This is a genomic window from Pseudomonas fluorescens (genome assembly GCF_002022275.1).
GTDB classification, from domain to species: Bacteria; Pseudomonadota; Gammaproteobacteria; order Pseudomonadales; family Pseudomonadaceae; genus Aquipseudomonas; species Aquipseudomonas fluorescens_AJ.
In genome coordinates, this window is the sequence record NZ_MSDF01000014.1 from 814,262 (window position 1) to 828,882 (window position 14,621).

Sequence of the window (14,621 nt, forward strand, 5' to 3'; positions counted from 1 at the left end):
TCCTTTGAGCAAATGTTAAACCGCGCAAGCTGCAGCGCCGCGCGGTTGGGTGTGTAGGATTATAGAGTGCTGAACAGCGGAATAATCCCCATCAGCAACGCGGCGAACATTATGCACAGGCATACCAGCACTGCCCACTTGAGGGTAAAGCGCTGGTGATCGCCAAATTCGATACCGGCCAAGGCGACCAGCAGGTACGTCGAGGGTACCAGCGGGCTCAGCAGATGCACGGGTTGGCCGACGATTGACGCACGTCCCATTTCCGCCGCAGTGATGCCGTAGTGGCTGGCGGCTTCGGCGAGCACGGGCAGTACGCCGTAGTAGAACGCATCGTTGGACATGAAGAACGTAAACGGCATGCTCACCAGCGCGGTGATCACGGCCAGGTACGGGCCCAGCGCATCCGGGATGACGGCGAGCAGGCTCTTGGACATGGCATCGACCATGCCGGTACCCGACAGAATGCCGGTGAAGATGCCGGCGGCGAAGATCAGGCCGGTAACCGCCAATACGCTGCTGGAGTGGGCGGCGATGCGGTCTTTCTGCATTTGCAGGCACGGGTAGTTGACGATCATGGCGATACTGAACGCCACCATGAACAGCACCGGGAGCGGCAACAGGCCAGCAATCAGCGTGCACATCAGGGCGAAGGTCAGGGCGCCGTTGAACCAGATCAACTTTGGACGGCGAGCGTCCGGGAATTGCGACACGCTGATTTCGCTGTGGTCGATTTCATCGCCCGCCAGGTGCAGTTCACCCAGGCGAGCACGCTCGCGCTTGCCGTACATATAGGCAATCACCAGGATCGCCACCACGCCAGCGGCCATGGCCGGGATCATCGGTACGAAAATATCCGACGGGTCCACATGCAATGCGCTGGCGGCACGGGCAGTCGGGCCACCCCAAGGCGTCATGTTCATCACGCCGCCGGCGAGAATGATCAGCCCGGCCATGATCCGCGGGCTCATGCCGATGCGCTGGTACAGCGGCAACATGGCGGCCACGCAGATCATGTAGGTGGTGGCGCCGTCACCGTCGAGGGAGACGACCAGCGCCAACACAGCGGTGCCGACCGAGACTTTCAGCGGGTCGCCCTTGACCATCTTGAGGATTTTGCGCACGGCCGGGTCGAACAGGCCGGAGTCGATCATCAGGGCGAAGTAGAGGATGGCGAACATCAGCATCACGCCGGTCGGCGCAAGCTTGGTGATACCCGCAAGCATCATCGGGCCGATCTGCGGCGCGAAACCGCCGAACAGCGCGAACAGGATAGGCACGATGATCAGGGCGATCAGCGCAGACAGGCGCTTGGTCATGATCAGGAACATGAACGTGATGACCATGGCAAAGCCAAGGAAAGTCAGCATAGGAATACTCCAGGCGTAGCGCGGCTAGGGAATGGCGAACCGGGTTGGGGTCAGCGCAGTACGAAAGGCACGGGGCGTACGAGCGGAGTTGGGGCGAACAGGCGGGTAGGAGCGGACATCGGGAATCACCATTGTTGTTGTTAACAGCCGGTCTTTTGCCGGCAGTGGGGGCGATCCTAGACGGGGAAGCTTTCAGCCAGCTTTCGCTGGAAAAACAGGGGACACACGGTCTTTAGGCTTACGCAGATAAATGTGGGAGCGGGCTTGCTCGCGAATGCAGTCTGCCAGTTGATGATGCATCAACTGACACTGCGCTTTCGCGAGCAAGCCCGCTCCCACAGTTGGACTGCGTTCGGCAGCAGGTTTCAGGGCAGTTCAAGGCCGCCGGCCGCTTTGTGCAAAGCTCGCAGATGCTCGCCCATCTGCTTGAGGTTGGCCTCGCAGGCGGCGATTTCATTAGCGCGTGCGGGATCCAGCAGCGCCCTCACCTCTTTATCCAGGTCGCCGGTCAGCGATTGCAGTTGCTTCTGGCGCTGCGCGCTTTCCGATTCCAGGCGTTTGGATTCCGACGGTTGCGGCAAGCCGTAGCCGCCACTGCCGAGCAGTTCCGCCGGGCGGCTGAGGAAGCCGCTATTGGCGAGGATTTGTTGCAGCGTGTTGTTGGCCTTCTCCATCCCGCCGTTTTTCAACTCGCGGGCATTGAGGTAACGCTGTTTGACTTCGTCCTGGGCCAGCATCAATTGCTTGCGATAGCTGGCCTGTTCCAGCAATAACAACGCGGCGCTGGTACGCAGGTCGGCCTGGCTGAACCACTGGCGGCGTTCTTCGGCGCTGAGGGACAGCCAGTCTTCGACGCGGGTTTGTTTGATCGGCAGATGTTTGCGCAGTACGTCGAACATCGCCTGGTAGCGCTCGCGAAACGAGTCGAAGTGGTAGCCCAGGCGCAGCGCCTCGCGCTTGTCCTTCAACACGCTGGTGTCCGCCAGGCCGCGTGCGGCAAGGACTTCCAGCAAACCGTTGGGGGTAATGTTGTCCAGGCCGGTCAATTGCGGGTTGGCGCTGCCGCTGCGCAGCAGTTTCAGGCTCTCCACCGCGCAGTTGTTGGAAATGAAAAAGTAATTGCCGTCGTAGCTCCAGTGCATCTCGGCGGCATGTTCGACGGTGTCGTTGATTTCCTGACGCGAAAGCTTGAGCGGCACAGAGGCCAGCCCGCGCAGCTCGGTCTTGGTGTATTCGTCGATCACCTGGGCCAGCGGCAACACAAACAGACGCGACGGGTACTTGCCGATCAGGCCGTCCCAGCTCGACAGTTGTACGTCACCGACGAAGGCGCGGTAGGACAGCACCAGGTGCTGGTCCAGGTCCAGGCGACAATCCGGGCCACGTGGGCGACCGGGTGCGCAGATCACCAGGCGCAACATGCTATGGCCCCAGCGGCTCACCAGGTTCTCGTTGGCTTCAGCCAGCAGGTAGTCGATTTCATAGACGCGCTCCGGGTCAATCTGGCCCAGCGGGGTCTTCGCGAAATCGTTGCCCGCGTTGAGGAACGCATAAGTCTTGGCGCAGGTGTCCTGTTCCGGCGGCGCCCAGCCGAAATGGTCCTTGTAATAGCGAAACAGCGAGGGGCGGCGGCAGGCGTAGCTTGGGTCGAGGAGGAAATACTCCATGTTGACCGCCACGAATTCGAGCGGGCTGGTGGTTTCGTAGATGTCCGGGCTGCGGGCGACCTGGTGGTTGTTCTGCTCACGCTCACCGCGGCGGCCAACGTATTGCGGCCAGCCGGCGAGGTCGAGCAGGCGCGGGTCGTCACTGAGGGTAAAGCGGCGGTCATTCTGACCCCGGCATTGATCGGGCAAACCAATCAGGCCGGTAATGTTGTTCTGGCGGCTGCAACGGTTGATCAGCGCGCGGTCTTCTTTGGTCCACAGGCGCGCGCGGTCATAGATGTGGGTCAGTTCATGCAGCACGGTGGCGAGCATCTCGCGGCGTACGGTGCCGTGGGGGCGATTGGTTTTCTGGGTAGCGGCGCTGCCATCGGTCAGGCTGGCGAGCAGGTTTTGATTGAGGTCCAGCTCGGACACCAGGGAGGCCTGGCCGTAAGCATTTTCGGGCATCTTGTCGGTCCAGCCGACATCAATGGTGCGGTCCAGTTGCTCGATAAAGCGCGGCGGCAACGAGCGCATCGCCTCATCGAGCAATGCCTGGCTGGCCTGCTGTTGCGCCGGGCTCAAGCCCTCGGTCTTGAGCCGCAGGTGCAGGCTGGCCTGGGCTGTGCCTGCACAGAGCAGCACAGTCCCGGCCAGTAGCCAGGCGAACAGTCGCCTCACAGTGCGAGGATAGCTTCAGCGAGGGTCTGGTCACTGGCGTCGCGGGCTTCCGGCACGCGGGTGCGCAGGGTGTCGAAAGCAGCTTCGAGTTGCGCACCACGGATTTGGCCATCGGAGGCAACGAAGCTCGCGGCATCGTCGTGGGCTTCGCGCACGACTTTGGAGTCGCGGATCGAGGTGGTGGTGTCCGAGGTGAAATCAATGGTGCGCGCGGAGGCACGCACGATGATGTTACTGGTGGCCTTCAAGGTTTGCGCGTGGGCAACATCGGCCAACAACAGCAGGCCGAGAGCGGCGGCGATCAGCGGGCTACGCATGGAATAACTCCAGAATACAAAGATGGAAATACACGATGATTATTGGACGAGAATTGCTTGCGCCAGTTCAAGGTCGCCAGCATGAAGTTTTGGCTGGGTGCGGCGCAGGTAATCCAGCGCGGATTCGAGTCGAGCGCCCCGCCATTGACCATCGGTGGCAATAAACGCTGCGGCATCATCCTTGGCGGCCAGTATCAACTTCTTGTCAAAAGGCGCAGAGGTCACCTTGCTGGTGGCATACACACTGATGACGGTGCTCTGGGTGCTCGTGTCAAAGGCCGAAGCCATGGGTGACCAGCACATGGAAAGCAGCACGGGAACGATCAATAGGCGGTATGAAAAAGCCATGGGACTCGACAACTGAAAGCGAGCGCCAAGGCTAGCCTAATGCCCCGGTGAGGGCCAGCGTTGACACATTTGGAAGCGGCTGGCGCTTCCAAATTTCATCTGCCGTTCAGATAGCCAGAATGGCTTGGGCCAGTTGCGCGTCAGTGGCGGTGTTAAGTTGCGGTGCTTGTTGGCGGATCTGCGCCAGGGCGCTTTCCAGTTTCACACCACGAATGGCGCCCTCGCTGGCGACAAAACTGGCGGCATCGTCACGGGCGGCCTGGACGACTTTGTTGTCACGCAGGGACGACGTGGCATCGGAGCTGGCATCGGAAGTGGCTTTCAGTGCGCCGACGATGGAGTCGGTGGTCACAAGGAAGCTGCTCGCGTTGGCGTTGGCAGCTACGGCCAACAAGGCGGCAGCGCTCAGCAGGCGAAGACGGGACATGGAATGACTCCTGTAGATGAACGAATAAAGCGGCGCAAAGCGGCCACTGTGAAACGGGCATTATTGCTGTTGAGCATCAGACGCCCGTTCTACAAGGTTCGCCACGTGGTGAGTGGATCTTAAGCTGCCGTTTATCCGTTCGGGAAGTCTCTTGGCGGGTTAGTCACGCCAGAAAGGCTTGGACAACTCCGCCGTTCGCTCGCCCGAGGTGATACCGGCGTCGGACAGTTCGCGGGGATTGAGTTGCGCCAGTTGGCGACGTTCATGCGCGTGGTGCACCCATCTGAGCCAAACACGGGCTGCACGGCCCAGCAAACGCGGGAGTAAGAGCGGTGTGGTCATGGTGAGCGCCTTTCGTGAAGTCCTGGAACACCATCTTGAGCGGCTTGCCATAACCGATACAGATACACCAATGTAGAATTGTACCTATTAATTGTTATGTTTTTGAAACTGTACCTATCCTTGCGCGATGGATCTGTTTGGGCCTTGAAATCCGGATGCCGGAAACAACAAAGCCCGCCTCCGGTTTCCCGGGGCGGGCTTTGTTTTGACAAATCAGGTTGCTGGCAGTGGACCCGTCAGGTCAGGGCCAGCGAGCGCTGAATCAGCGCCAGAACGGCTTGCTCAGCTCTTCGTAGCGTTGAGCTTCGCTGATACCGGCGTCAGCCAGCAGACGCGAATCCAGACGGGCCAATTGATGGCGGCTGGAGATGCGGCGCTGCCACAACATCAGGTTGGCGAGAACGCGCAAAGGCATGGAAGCCTGGGTGTTTACAGCTTTTTCTTCGAAGAACAGATCGGAACTGAGTGTACGTTCCATGGTGACATCCTTCCGCTTGTGGCGGGATTAGGTAGTGGTTTAACTGATGCCAATGATCCTCCTCCAGCACAAGACTCTCCAGATACAGTTCACTTGTATTGTGAGGGCCCAGTTAACTGTTTATAGCGGCTGTACTGTACGGAAATGGGGCAACTGTACCTGTCCGCACTGTAATAGTGCGAAATAGGCATTTTCGACAGAGGGAGTAGGATATTTCGCTAGGAAAAGACCGGTACAGCAGTACAGTTTTTTACAGATCTGGCCGTTAAGATGCCGAGCTGATGAAACTGTGTTTGCATCAGCCCGAATCTGTATCAATCACGCCTTGAGCATATGCCCGGTTTCTTCCAGGTTAATGTGCCAGCTCAGGGCATCGCGCAGGATGTGCGGGGTGTGGCCGCCGATGGCGCAGGCCGCATTGAAGTAACTGTTCAGGGCGTCGCGGTACGCGGGGTGCACACAGTTGTCGATGATCACGCGTGCGCGCTCGCGTGGCGCCAGGCCCCGTAGATCGGCTAGGCCGACTTCAGTGACGAGGATGTCGACGTCATGCTCGGTGTGGTCAACATGGCTGACCATCGGCACTACGCTGGAAATCGCGCCGCCCTTGGCAATCGACTTCGTCACGAAGATCGCCAAGTGCGCATTGCGCGCGAAGTCCCCGGAACCGCCGATGCCGTTCATCATTCGCGTACCGCAGACGTGCGTGGAGTTGACGTTGCCGTAAATGTCGAACTCCAATGCAGTGTTGATCCCGATAATGCCCAAACGTCGCACCACTTCAGGGTGGTTGGAGATTTCCTGCGGACGTAGCACCAGCTTGTCTTTGTAGTGTTCCAGGTTGCCGAACACGTCGGCATTGCGCCGCTCTGACAGAGTGATCGAGCTGCCGGAGGCAAAGCTGAGTTTGCCGGCGTCGATCAGGTCGAACGTCGAATCCTGCAACACTTCCGAATACATGGTCAGGTCTTCGAACGGTGATTCGATCAAGCCGCACATCACCGCGTTGGCGATATTGCCGATCCCGGCCTGCAGCGGGCCGAGCTTGTTGGTCATGCGCCCGGCGTCCACTTCCTGCTTGAGGAAGTTGATCAGGTGATTCGCGATGCCTTGGGTATCAGCATCCGGTGGCGTCACAGTCGAGGCGGAGTCGGGCTGGTTGGTGATGACGATGGCGACGATCTTTTCCGGCGGGATCGGAATCGCGGTGCTTCCGATGCGGTCGTCGACTTTCACCAACGGGATCGGCGTGCGTGTCGGCCGGTAGGTCGGGATATAGATGTCGTGCAGCCCTTCCAGGTTCGGGTTGTGCGCAAGGTTGATCTCGACGATCACCTGCTTGGCGAAAATCGCGAAACTGGCCGAGTTGCCCACGGAGGTGGTCGGCACGATATGCCCTTGTTCGGTGATGGCGACGGCTTCGATCACCGCGATGTCCGGCAGCTTGAGCTGGTTGTTGCGCAGTTGCTCGACGGTTTCGGACAAATGTTGATCAATAAACATCACCTCGCCGGCGTTGATTGCGCGGCGCAACGTGCTGTCGACCTGAAACGGCATGCGCCGGGACAGCACGCCGGCTTCGGTCAGTTGCTTGTCCAGGTCATTGCCCAGGCTGGCGCCGGTCATCAAGGTGATTTTCAGCGGCGAAGTCTTGGCGCGCTCGGCCAGGGCGTGGGGGACGGCCTTGGCTTCACCGGCACGGGTGAAGCCGCTCATGCCGACGGTCATGCCGTCCTCGATCAGTGCAGCGGCGTCTGCCGCGCTCATGACCTTGTTCAACAACGAAGGCAAGCGGATACGATCACGGTACATGGATTGTTATCTCAGGCTACGGAAGCAAGGTGCGCAGTTTAGTGATTTCAAAAAATTTCGGCCCGCTACCATGGTCGAATGCCGGGGTGCGATTTAGAGCCTTTGGTCGGGTTTCATATGTGTGTGCACAGCGGGACGCAGAGCGTCCCTGGATGCATTCCCGCGCGGAGCATGGGAACGATAAAAAAACCCCAGCCTACGGGAGGCCAGGGTTTTTTGTATTGCGCTGAAGCAGTGTTACTCGACGGCCTTGACCATGTCTTCGATGACCTTCTTGGCATCACCGAAGACCATCATGGTCTTGTCCAGATAGAACAGCTCGTTATCCAGGCCCGCATAGCCGCTGGCCATGGAGCGTTTGTTGACGATGATGGTCTTGGCCTTGAACGCTTCGAGGATCGGCATGCCGGCAATCGGCGAGGTCGGATCGTTCTTCGCCGCCGGGTTGACCACGTCGTTCGCGCCCAGAACCAGCACCACGTCGGCCTGGCCGAATTCGGAGTTGATGTCTTCCATCTCGAACACCTGGTCGTAAGGCACTTCGGCCTCGGCAAGCAGGACGTTCATGTGCCCCGGCATGCGACCCGCCACCGGGTGGATCGCATACTTCACGGTCACTCCGCGATGGGTCAGCTTTTCGGTCAGTTCTTTAAGCGCATGCTGCGCCCGCGCTACCGCCAGGCCGTAGCCCGGAACGATGATCACGGTATCGGCGTTGGTCAGCAGGAAGGTTGCGTCGTCCGCAGAGCCGGACTTCACCGGCCGTGCTTCCTTCGAACCTGCCGCTGCACCGGCGTCCGCCATGTTGCCGAAACCACCCAGCAGTACATTAAAGAAGGAGCGGTTCATCGCCTTGCACATGATGTAAGACAGGATCGCGCCGCTTGAACCCACCAGCGAGCCGGCGATGATCAGCATCGAGTTGTTCAGCGAAAAGCCGATACCCGCCGCTGCCCAGCCGGAGTAGCTGTTGAGCATCGACACGACTACCGGCATGTCCGCGCCGCCGATCGGGATGATGATCAGCACGCCCAGCACGAAGGCCAGGGCCAGCATCAGCGCGAAGGCTGTGAGGTTGCCAGTGAACATGAACGCCAGGCCCAGGCCCAGCGTCGCCAAACCCAGTACCAGATTCAGTTTGTGCTGGCCGCCGAACTGTACGGGGGCACCCTGGAACAGGCGGAACTTGTACTTGCCCGACAGCTTGCCAAAGGCGATCACCGAACCGGAGAAGGTGATTGCACCGATGGCTGCGCCGAGGAACAGTTCAAGGCGGTTGCCTGCTGGAATCGAGTCGCCCAGATGTTTGACGATGCCCAACGACTGCGGCTCGACCACCGCGGCGATGGCGATAAACACCGCCGCCAGGCCGATCATGCTGTGCATGAAGGCGACCAGCTCCGGCATCTTGGTCATTTCTACGCGCTTGGCCATGATCGACCCGGCAGTGCCGCCGACCAGCAGGCCGACAATCACGTAGCCGATACCAGCAGTCGCCAGTTCGGCGCCGAGCTTATAGATGAGGCCTACGGTGGTGAGCACCGCCAGCGCCATGCCGAGCATGCCGAACAGGTTGCCGCGACGCGAAGTGGTCGGGTGCGACAGGCCTTTAAGGGCCTGGATGAAGCAGATCGACGCGATCAGATACAGCGTCGTTACCAGATTCATGCTCATTACTTCGGCGCCTCTTCTTTTACTTTCGGGGCTTTCTTCTTGAACATCTCAAGCATCCTGCGGGTGACCAGGAAGCCGCCGAATACATTCACCGCCGCCAAGGCCACGGCCAGGGTGCCCATGGTTTTTCCCAGTGGGGTCACGGTGAGGGCAGCAGCCAGCATGGCGCCGACGATCACAATTGCGGAAATCGCGTTGGTCACCGCCATCAACGGCGTGTGCAGCGCAGGCGTTACGTTCCAGACCACGTGGTAACCGACATAAATCGCCAGCACAAAGATGATCAGGTTGTAGATACCGGGGGAGATAAGCTCTTCCATCGTCTGAATCCCTGCTTAGGCGTTTTTGCGGATGACTTGGCCGTCGCGGCACATCAGGCACGCGGCGACGATGTCGTCTTCGAGGTTGATTTCAAACTGCCCTTCCTTGGTGAAGACCAGCTTCAGGAAGTCCAGCAGGTTGCGCGCGTACAAAGCCGAAGCGTCGGCGGCGACAGCGCCGGCGAGGTTGGTCGGGCCGCAGATGATCACGCCGTTCTCCACCACGGTTTGGTCTGCAACGGTCAGCGGGCAATTGCCGCCTTGGGCAGCAGCGAGGTCGATGACCACCGAGCCTGGCTTCATTTGCGCGACGGTTTCGGCACTCAGCAGCGTCGGTGCCTTGCGGCCCGGGATCAGTGCGGTGGTGATGACGATGTCGGCAAGCTTGGCGCGCTCGTGCACGGCCAAGGCCTGGCGTTGCATCCAGCTGCTCGGCATCGGGCGGGCGTAACCACCAACGCCGACGGCGCATTCGCGCTCTTCATCGGTCTCGTAAGGCACGTCGACGAACTTGGCGCCGAGGGACTCGATCTGCTCCTTCACGGCCGGGCGTACGTCAGACGCTTCGATCACGGCACCCAGACGTTTCGCTGTCGCAATCGCCTGCAAGCCTGCGACGCCGGCGCCGAGGATCAGCACGCGTGCAGCCTTGACCGTACCGGCAGCCGTCATAAGCATCGGCATGAAGCGCGGATAGTGATGGGCGGCGAGTAACACGGCCTTGTAGCCAGCGATGTTGGCCTGGGAGGACAACACATCCAGGCTCTGTGCCCGAGACGTACGTGGTGCAGCTTCAAGGGCGAAAGCGGTAATGCCGCGTTCGGCCAGCTTGGTGATGGTTTCGTTGCTGAACGGATTGAGCATGCCCACCAGTACGGTGCCGCTTTTGATCAGCGCAAGCTCGCTGTCGCTGGGGGCAACTACCTTGAGAATCAGCTCTGCGCCAAACGCATCGTTGGCGCTGCCAATGGTTGCGCCTGCCGTTTCATAGGCACTGTCGACGATGCTGGCGTTAATGCCTGCGCCGCTTTGAACAGTGACCTTATGGCCCTGGCCGATCAGTTTCTTGATGGTTTCCGGGGTGGCAGCCACCCGTGTTTCACCGGTCTGGGTTTCGAGAGGAACACCAATGTGCACGTCAAATCTCCTGCATGATCTTTTTGCTTTTGATCTTTTTGTAAAAAGGCCAGTGCACCGTGAGTGGCGCATCTGGGGCGACCGATCAGCACGATCCCGCTGAAATGACAGCGGGGCGCGGCATTTTGCAGGCGAACTTTACGGCCATCAAGGGATTATGACGGGTGACGAAAAATTAACTACAAGTCACCCTGTGACTGATTGTCGCAACACCTTGAAATAACCGCTTTAAATACAGGTATTTAAAGGCTTACAGGTGTTTATAGCCGGTTTTTCAATCGCTGGTGTGAATGGTCGTACATGGGCAGGTTATAGTCGCTACAAGCCATGAAAATCATGGCTTTGAGCGGTATTTTTGTGTGATAGATACAGTTGGTTGAAATGCGACATATACGTATATCTGTAGGATTAAAATATATCTGACTACAGGGTCAATAAAACACTTGAGTCCTTTAAATACTTGGGCTGTAGCGTTGCGATTGGTCAGTCAACCAGTCTCTGAAGGCGTGTAATGATGCCGACTCGACCTTTCTCTCCGGAATCATCAGGTGATAAGCCTTCGAACTGGTCAGTGCTTCGGGATGTGCGATCACCAGGCGTTTCTCGTCCAGCTCGCGCTGGATAAAGAACGGTGGAATCAGCGCGATCCCCATGTCATGCATGGCTGCCTGGGACAACATCGAGAATAGCTCGTAACGAGGGCCTGTCATGTCGCGAGGCACGTCCAGTTGCCGGGCGTTGAACCACTGGCGCCAGGCGTAAGGACGCGTGGTTTGTTGCAGCAATGGCAGCTCTGCTATTTCCAGAGGGTTGAAGTAGGCTCGAGTCCCCAGTAATCGAGGGCTGCACACGGGCACGGGGTTTTCTCCCATCAGCCGGTGGGATTCGGTGCCTGACCAGTCGGCATCACCAAAGTAGATCGCCGCGTCGAACTCAGTGTCGGCAAACAGGAAGGGACGTGTGCGGTTGGTGAGGTTGACCGTGACTTCCGGGTGTTTGCCCTGGAAGTCCTTGAGCCGGGGGATTAGCCATTGGGTGCCGAAGGTGGGGACTACAGCCAGCTCGATAACGCTGGCGCCTTGCTGTCCCATCACTGACAAGGTGTCGCGCTCTACGGCGTCCAGTTGCATGGCCACGCGACGGCTGTAAGACAGGCCGGCTTCGGTGAGTTTTACACCGCGTCGTGACCGGCGAAACAGCTCGACACTCAAAAACTCCTCAAGGCTCGCAATTTGTCGGCAGATCGCGCCTTGAGTGATGGAAAGCTCGTGCGCTGCCTTGGTAAAGCTCTCGTGGCGGGCCGCAGCCTCAAAACTGACAAGGGCGGTGGTGCTGGGAATTTTTCTGCGCATGTATCTTGTCCTCACTCAATAAATGCATATCTGCTGATTTCGGCTCTTTCGGAGTGAGAAATTAGCACAATGCTATGCACAAACCTCGTTTGCCCTCTTCGCCTCCCCGGCCTAGTCTGCTTTCACGACTTCTGATTTTCTTCGCGAGGACTTATTCATGGCTGGCAAGGCAAGCTTCAACTGGATCGATCCGCTGCTGCTGGATCAACAGCTCACCGCAGAAGAGCGCATGGTGCGCGACAGCGCTGAGCAGTTCGCCCAGGACAAACTGGCGCCGCGTGTGCTCGAAGCCTTCCGCCATGAAAAGACCGACCCTGCGATTTTCCGGGAAATGGGCGAAATCGGCCTGTTGGGCGCAATGATTCCGGAGCAATACGGCGGCAGCGGCTTGAACTACGTCAGCTACGGCTTGATCGCCCGTGAGGTTGAGCGTGTGGACTCTGGCTATCGCTCGATGATGAGTGTGCAATCGTCGCTGGTCATGGTGCCTATCAATGAATTTGGCACCGAGGCGCAAAAGCAGAAATACCTGCCGAAATTGGCTTCCGGTGAGTGGATCGGCTGCTTCGGCCTGACTGAGCCTGACCACGGCTCTGATCCGGGCGCGATGATCACGCGCGCTCGCAAGGTGGACGGTGGCTACAGCCTGACTGGCGCTAAAATGTGGATCACCAATAGCCCGATCGCCGATGTGTTTGTGGTGTGGGGTAAGGACGATGCCGGTGATATTCGCGGGTTTGTCCTGGAGAAAGGCTGGAAGGGGCTGAGCGCTCCGGCGATTCACGGCAAGGTCGGCCTGCGCGCCTCCATCACCGGTGAGATCGTGATGGACAACGTATTTGTGCCGGACGAGAACATCTTCCCGGATGTGCGTGGCTTGAAGGGTCCTTTCACCTGCCTGAACTCGGCGCGTTATGGCATCTCCTGGGGTGCTCTGGGCGCCGCCGAGTTCTGTTGGCACACCGCTCGCCAGTACACCCTGGATCGTCAGCAGTTCGGTCGTCCGCTGGCGGCTACTCAACTGATCCAGAAGAAGCTTGCGGATATGCAGACTGAGATCACCCTCGCCTTGCAAGGCTGCCTGCGTTTGGGGCGGATGAAGGATGAAGGAACGGCGGCGGTTGAGATTACCTCGATCATGAAGCGCAACTCGTGTGGCAAGTCGCTGGATATCGCGCGTATGGCGCGTGACATGCTGGGGGGGAATGGCATCTCCGATGAGTTCGGGGTTGCGCGTCACTTGGTCAACCTGGAAGTGGTGAATACCTATGAGGGTACCCATGACGTGCACGCCTTGATTCTCGGGCGGGCGCAAACCGGTCTTCAGGCTTTCTATTAATAGGAGCACGGCATGGGCGCGCTTTCACATCTGCGGGTACTGGATTTATCGCGAGTGCTGGCGGGCCCTTGGTCCGGACAGATTCTTGCGGACCTTGGGGCTGAGGTCATCAAGGTCGAGAGACCGGGTAATGGCGATGACACGCGTGCGTGGGGGCCACCCTTCCTTAAGGATGCCTATGGTGAGAATACCAGTGAGGCGGCGTATTACCTGTCGGCCAACCGCAACAAGGAGTCGGTGACTATCGACTTTACTCGCCCTGAGGGGCAGAAGCTGGTGCGTGATCTGGCGGCCAAGTGCGACATCCTGATCGAGAACTTCAAGGTGGGTGGTCTGGCGGCGTATGGGCTGGATTATGACTCGCTGAAGGAGATCAACCCGGAGTTGATCTATTGCTCGATCACAGGCTTTGGTCAGACCGGGCCCTATGCGACGCGTGCGGGCTATGACTTCATGATTCAGGGTTTGGGTGGGCTGATGAGCCTGACCGGTCGACCTGAGGGTGATGAGGGTGCCGGGCCGGTGAAAGTCGGAGTCGCGTTGACTGACATTCTGACGGGGCTTTACTCGACCGTAGCGATTTTGGCGGCGTTGGCTCATCGAGATCATGACGGTGGTGGGCAGCATATCGATATGGCATTGCTGGATGTGCAGGTGGCTTGCCTGGCTAACCAAGCGATGAATTACCTGACGACGGGTGTGTCGCCGAAACGGTTGGGTAACGCGCACCCGAATATCGTGCCCTATCAGGATTTTCCTACGGCGGACGGCGACTTCATTCTTACCGTCGGTAACGACAGTCAGTTTCGAAAGTTCGCTGAGGTGGCTGGGCAACCTCAGTGGGCGGACGATCCACGCTTCTCTACTAATAAGGTGCGGGTGGCCAACCGTACGGAGCTGATTCCTTTGATTCGCCAGGCGACAGTCTTCAAGACGACGGCGGAGTGGGTATCGCAGTTGGAACAAGTGGGTGTGCCTTGTGGGCCGATCAATGATCTGGCGCAGGTGTTTGCCGATCCTCAGGTCAAGGCGCGTGGGTTGGCAATGGCCTTGCCGCATCCGCTGGCGGGAATGGTGCCTCAGGTCGCCAGCCCGATACGGTTGTCCAAGACGCCTGTGGAATACCGTAGTGCGCCACCTTTATTGGGAGAGCACACGGCTCAAGTGCTGCAGGACGTGTTGGGGTTGGAGGCTGCCAATGTGGCCGCCTTAAGAGAGCTGGGTGTTATCTAGCGGCCCTCTTCTATATAGAGAGCTTTGGTGGGCGTTCTTGATGGTTTTTTGATCAATCCTAACTAATTGATAGAAAAGCAAAATTAAGGGTTGACGGCAGATTCTGGAAGTCTATAATTCGCCCCACTTCCGGCGCAGTCGAAACGGA

The 14,621-nt window shown here is 58.8% G+C and carries 14 protein-coding genes; 2 read left to right on the forward strand and 12 right to left on the reverse strand.

Translation table 11 applies throughout. The annotated features are described in order from the left end of the window. Nucleotides 1-59: 59 nt before the first annotated feature. From BFW87_RS12010 to BFW87_RS12065, 12 genes are all read right to left on the reverse strand, one after another. Nucleotides 60-1,367, reverse strand: coding sequence for a CitMHS family transporter (locus BFW87_RS12010; RefSeq protein ID WP_078740019.1), 1,308 nt, complete (start codon nt 1,365-1,367; stop codon nt 60-62). A gap of 365 nt (nt 1,368-1,732) precedes the next feature. Then, nucleotides 1,733-3,694, reverse strand: coding sequence for a DUF7844 domain-containing protein (locus tag BFW87_RS12015; RefSeq protein ID WP_078740020.1), 1,962 nt, complete (start codon nt 3,692-3,694; stop codon nt 1,733-1,735). Beyond that, on the reverse strand, nt 3,691-4,011 hold the full coding sequence (locus BFW87_RS12020) for a DUF2388 domain-containing protein (protein WP_078740021.1): 321 nt from the start codon (nt 4,009-4,011) through the stop codon (nt 3,691-3,693). Before BFW87_RS12020 ends, BFW87_RS12015 begins: the two co-directional genes overlap by 4 nt. A gap of 39 nt (nt 4,012-4,050) precedes the next feature. Next, complete coding sequence (locus BFW87_RS12025) at nt 4,051-4,359, reverse strand: DUF2388 domain-containing protein (protein ID WP_078740022.1); 309 nt, start codon at nt 4,357-4,359, stop codon at nt 4,051-4,053. A gap of 106 nt (nt 4,360-4,465) precedes the next feature. Next, nucleotides 4,466-4,786 carry a DUF2388 domain-containing protein gene (locus BFW87_RS12030; RefSeq protein ID WP_078740023.1) on the reverse strand — a complete coding sequence of 107 codons (321 nt, stop codon included), beginning with the start codon at nt 4,784-4,786 and terminating at the stop codon, nt 4,466-4,468. Between the two features lie 159 nt (nt 4,787-4,945). Further along, nucleotides 4,946-5,128, reverse strand: coding sequence for a DUF1127 domain-containing protein (locus BFW87_RS12035; RefSeq protein WP_078740024.1), 183 nt, complete (start codon nt 5,126-5,128; stop codon nt 4,946-4,948). A gap of 262 nt (nt 5,129-5,390) precedes the next feature. Then, a complete protein-coding gene (locus BFW87_RS12040; RefSeq protein WP_048721398.1) occupies nt 5,391-5,606 on the reverse strand; it encodes a DUF1127 domain-containing protein in 216 nt (71 codons plus the stop codon). A 318-nt stretch (nt 5,607-5,924) separates the two neighbouring features. Continuing rightward, a complete protein-coding gene (locus BFW87_RS12045; protein WP_078740025.1) occupies nt 5,925-7,418 on the reverse strand; it encodes an acetyl-CoA hydrolase/transferase family protein in 1,494 nt (497 codons plus the stop codon). A 237-nt stretch (nt 7,419-7,655) separates the two neighbouring features. Further along, nucleotides 7,656-9,092: an NAD(P)(+) transhydrogenase (Re/Si-specific) subunit beta gene (locus tag BFW87_RS12050; RefSeq protein ID WP_078740026.1), complete on the reverse strand. Its 1,437-nt coding sequence runs from the start codon at nt 9,090-9,092 to the stop codon at nt 7,656-7,658. Further along, nucleotides 9,092-9,412, reverse strand: a complete 321-nt coding sequence (locus BFW87_RS12055) for an NAD(P) transhydrogenase subunit alpha (RefSeq protein ID WP_003187417.1) — start codon at nt 9,410-9,412, stop codon at nt 9,092-9,094. Before BFW87_RS12055 ends, BFW87_RS12050 begins: the two co-directional genes overlap by 1 nt. A 15-nt stretch (nt 9,413-9,427) precedes the next feature. Continuing rightward, nucleotides 9,428-10,549 (reverse strand): Re/Si-specific NAD(P)(+) transhydrogenase subunit alpha, encoded by a 1,122-nt coding sequence (locus tag BFW87_RS12060; RefSeq protein WP_078740027.1) that lies wholly within the window; start codon nt 10,547-10,549, stop codon nt 9,428-9,430. Nucleotides 10,550-11,001: 452 nt separating this feature from the next. Beyond that, a complete protein-coding gene (locus BFW87_RS12065; RefSeq protein WP_078740028.1) occupies nt 11,002-11,901 on the reverse strand; it encodes a LysR family transcriptional regulator in 900 nt (299 codons plus the stop codon). Nucleotides 11,902-12,058: 157 nt separating this feature from the next. On the opposite strand from BFW87_RS12065, the gene BFW87_RS12070 reads away from it, so the two are divergent. Further along, complete coding sequence (locus BFW87_RS12070; protein ID WP_078740029.1) at nt 12,059-13,240, forward strand: acyl-CoA dehydrogenase; 1,182 nt, start codon at nt 12,059-12,061, stop codon at nt 13,238-13,240. Nucleotides 13,241-13,252: 12 nt separating this feature from the next. Next, nucleotides 13,253-14,473 (forward strand): CaiB/BaiF CoA transferase family protein, encoded by a 1,221-nt coding sequence (locus BFW87_RS12075; protein ID WP_078740030.1) that lies wholly within the window; start codon nt 13,253-13,255, stop codon nt 14,471-14,473. Nucleotides 14,474-14,621: the final 148 nt, after the last annotated feature.

Excerpts from the sequence above, each read along its gene's own strand:
- BFW87_RS12065 (WP_078740028.1), bottom strand. The coding sequence starts at position 11,901 with ATGCGCAGAAAAATTCCCAGCACCACCGCCCTTGTCAGTTTTGAGGCT.
- BFW87_RS12070 (WP_078740029.1), top strand. The coding sequence starts at position 12,059 with ATGGCTGGCAAGGCAAGCTTCAACTGGATCGATCCGCTGCTGCTGGAT.
- BFW87_RS12050 (WP_078740026.1), bottom strand. The coding sequence starts at position 9,092 with ATGAGCATGAATCTGGTAACGACGCTGTATCTGATCGCGTCGATCTGC.
- BFW87_RS12055 (WP_003187417.1), bottom strand. The coding sequence starts at position 9,412 with ATGGAAGAGCTTATCTCCCCCGGTATCTACAACCTGATCATCTTTGTG.
- BFW87_RS12010 (WP_078740019.1), bottom strand. The coding sequence starts at position 1,367 with ATGCTGACTTTCCTTGGCTTTGCCATGGTCATCACGTTCATGTTCCTG.
- BFW87_RS12075 (WP_078740030.1), top strand. The coding sequence starts at position 13,253 with ATGGGCGCGCTTTCACATCTGCGGGTACTGGATTTATCGCGAGTGCTG.
- BFW87_RS12030 (WP_078740023.1), bottom strand. The coding sequence starts at position 4,786 with ATGTCCCGTCTTCGCCTGCTGAGCGCTGCCGCCTTGTTGGCCGTAGCT.
- BFW87_RS12040 (WP_048721398.1), bottom strand. The coding sequence starts at position 5,606 with ATGGAACGTACACTCAGTTCCGATCTGTTCTTCGAAGAAAAAGCTGTA.
- BFW87_RS12025 (WP_078740022.1), bottom strand. The coding sequence starts at position 4,359 with ATGGCTTTTTCATACCGCCTATTGATCGTTCCCGTGCTGCTTTCCATG.
- BFW87_RS12020 (WP_078740021.1), bottom strand. The coding sequence starts at position 4,011 with ATGCGTAGCCCGCTGATCGCCGCCGCTCTCGGCCTGCTGTTGTTGGCC.
- BFW87_RS12035 (WP_078740024.1), bottom strand. The coding sequence starts at position 5,128 with ATGACCACACCGCTCTTACTCCCGCGTTTGCTGGGCCGTGCAGCCCGT.
- BFW87_RS12045 (WP_078740025.1), bottom strand. The coding sequence starts at position 7,418 with ATGTACCGTGATCGTATCCGCTTGCCTTCGTTGTTGAACAAGGTCATG.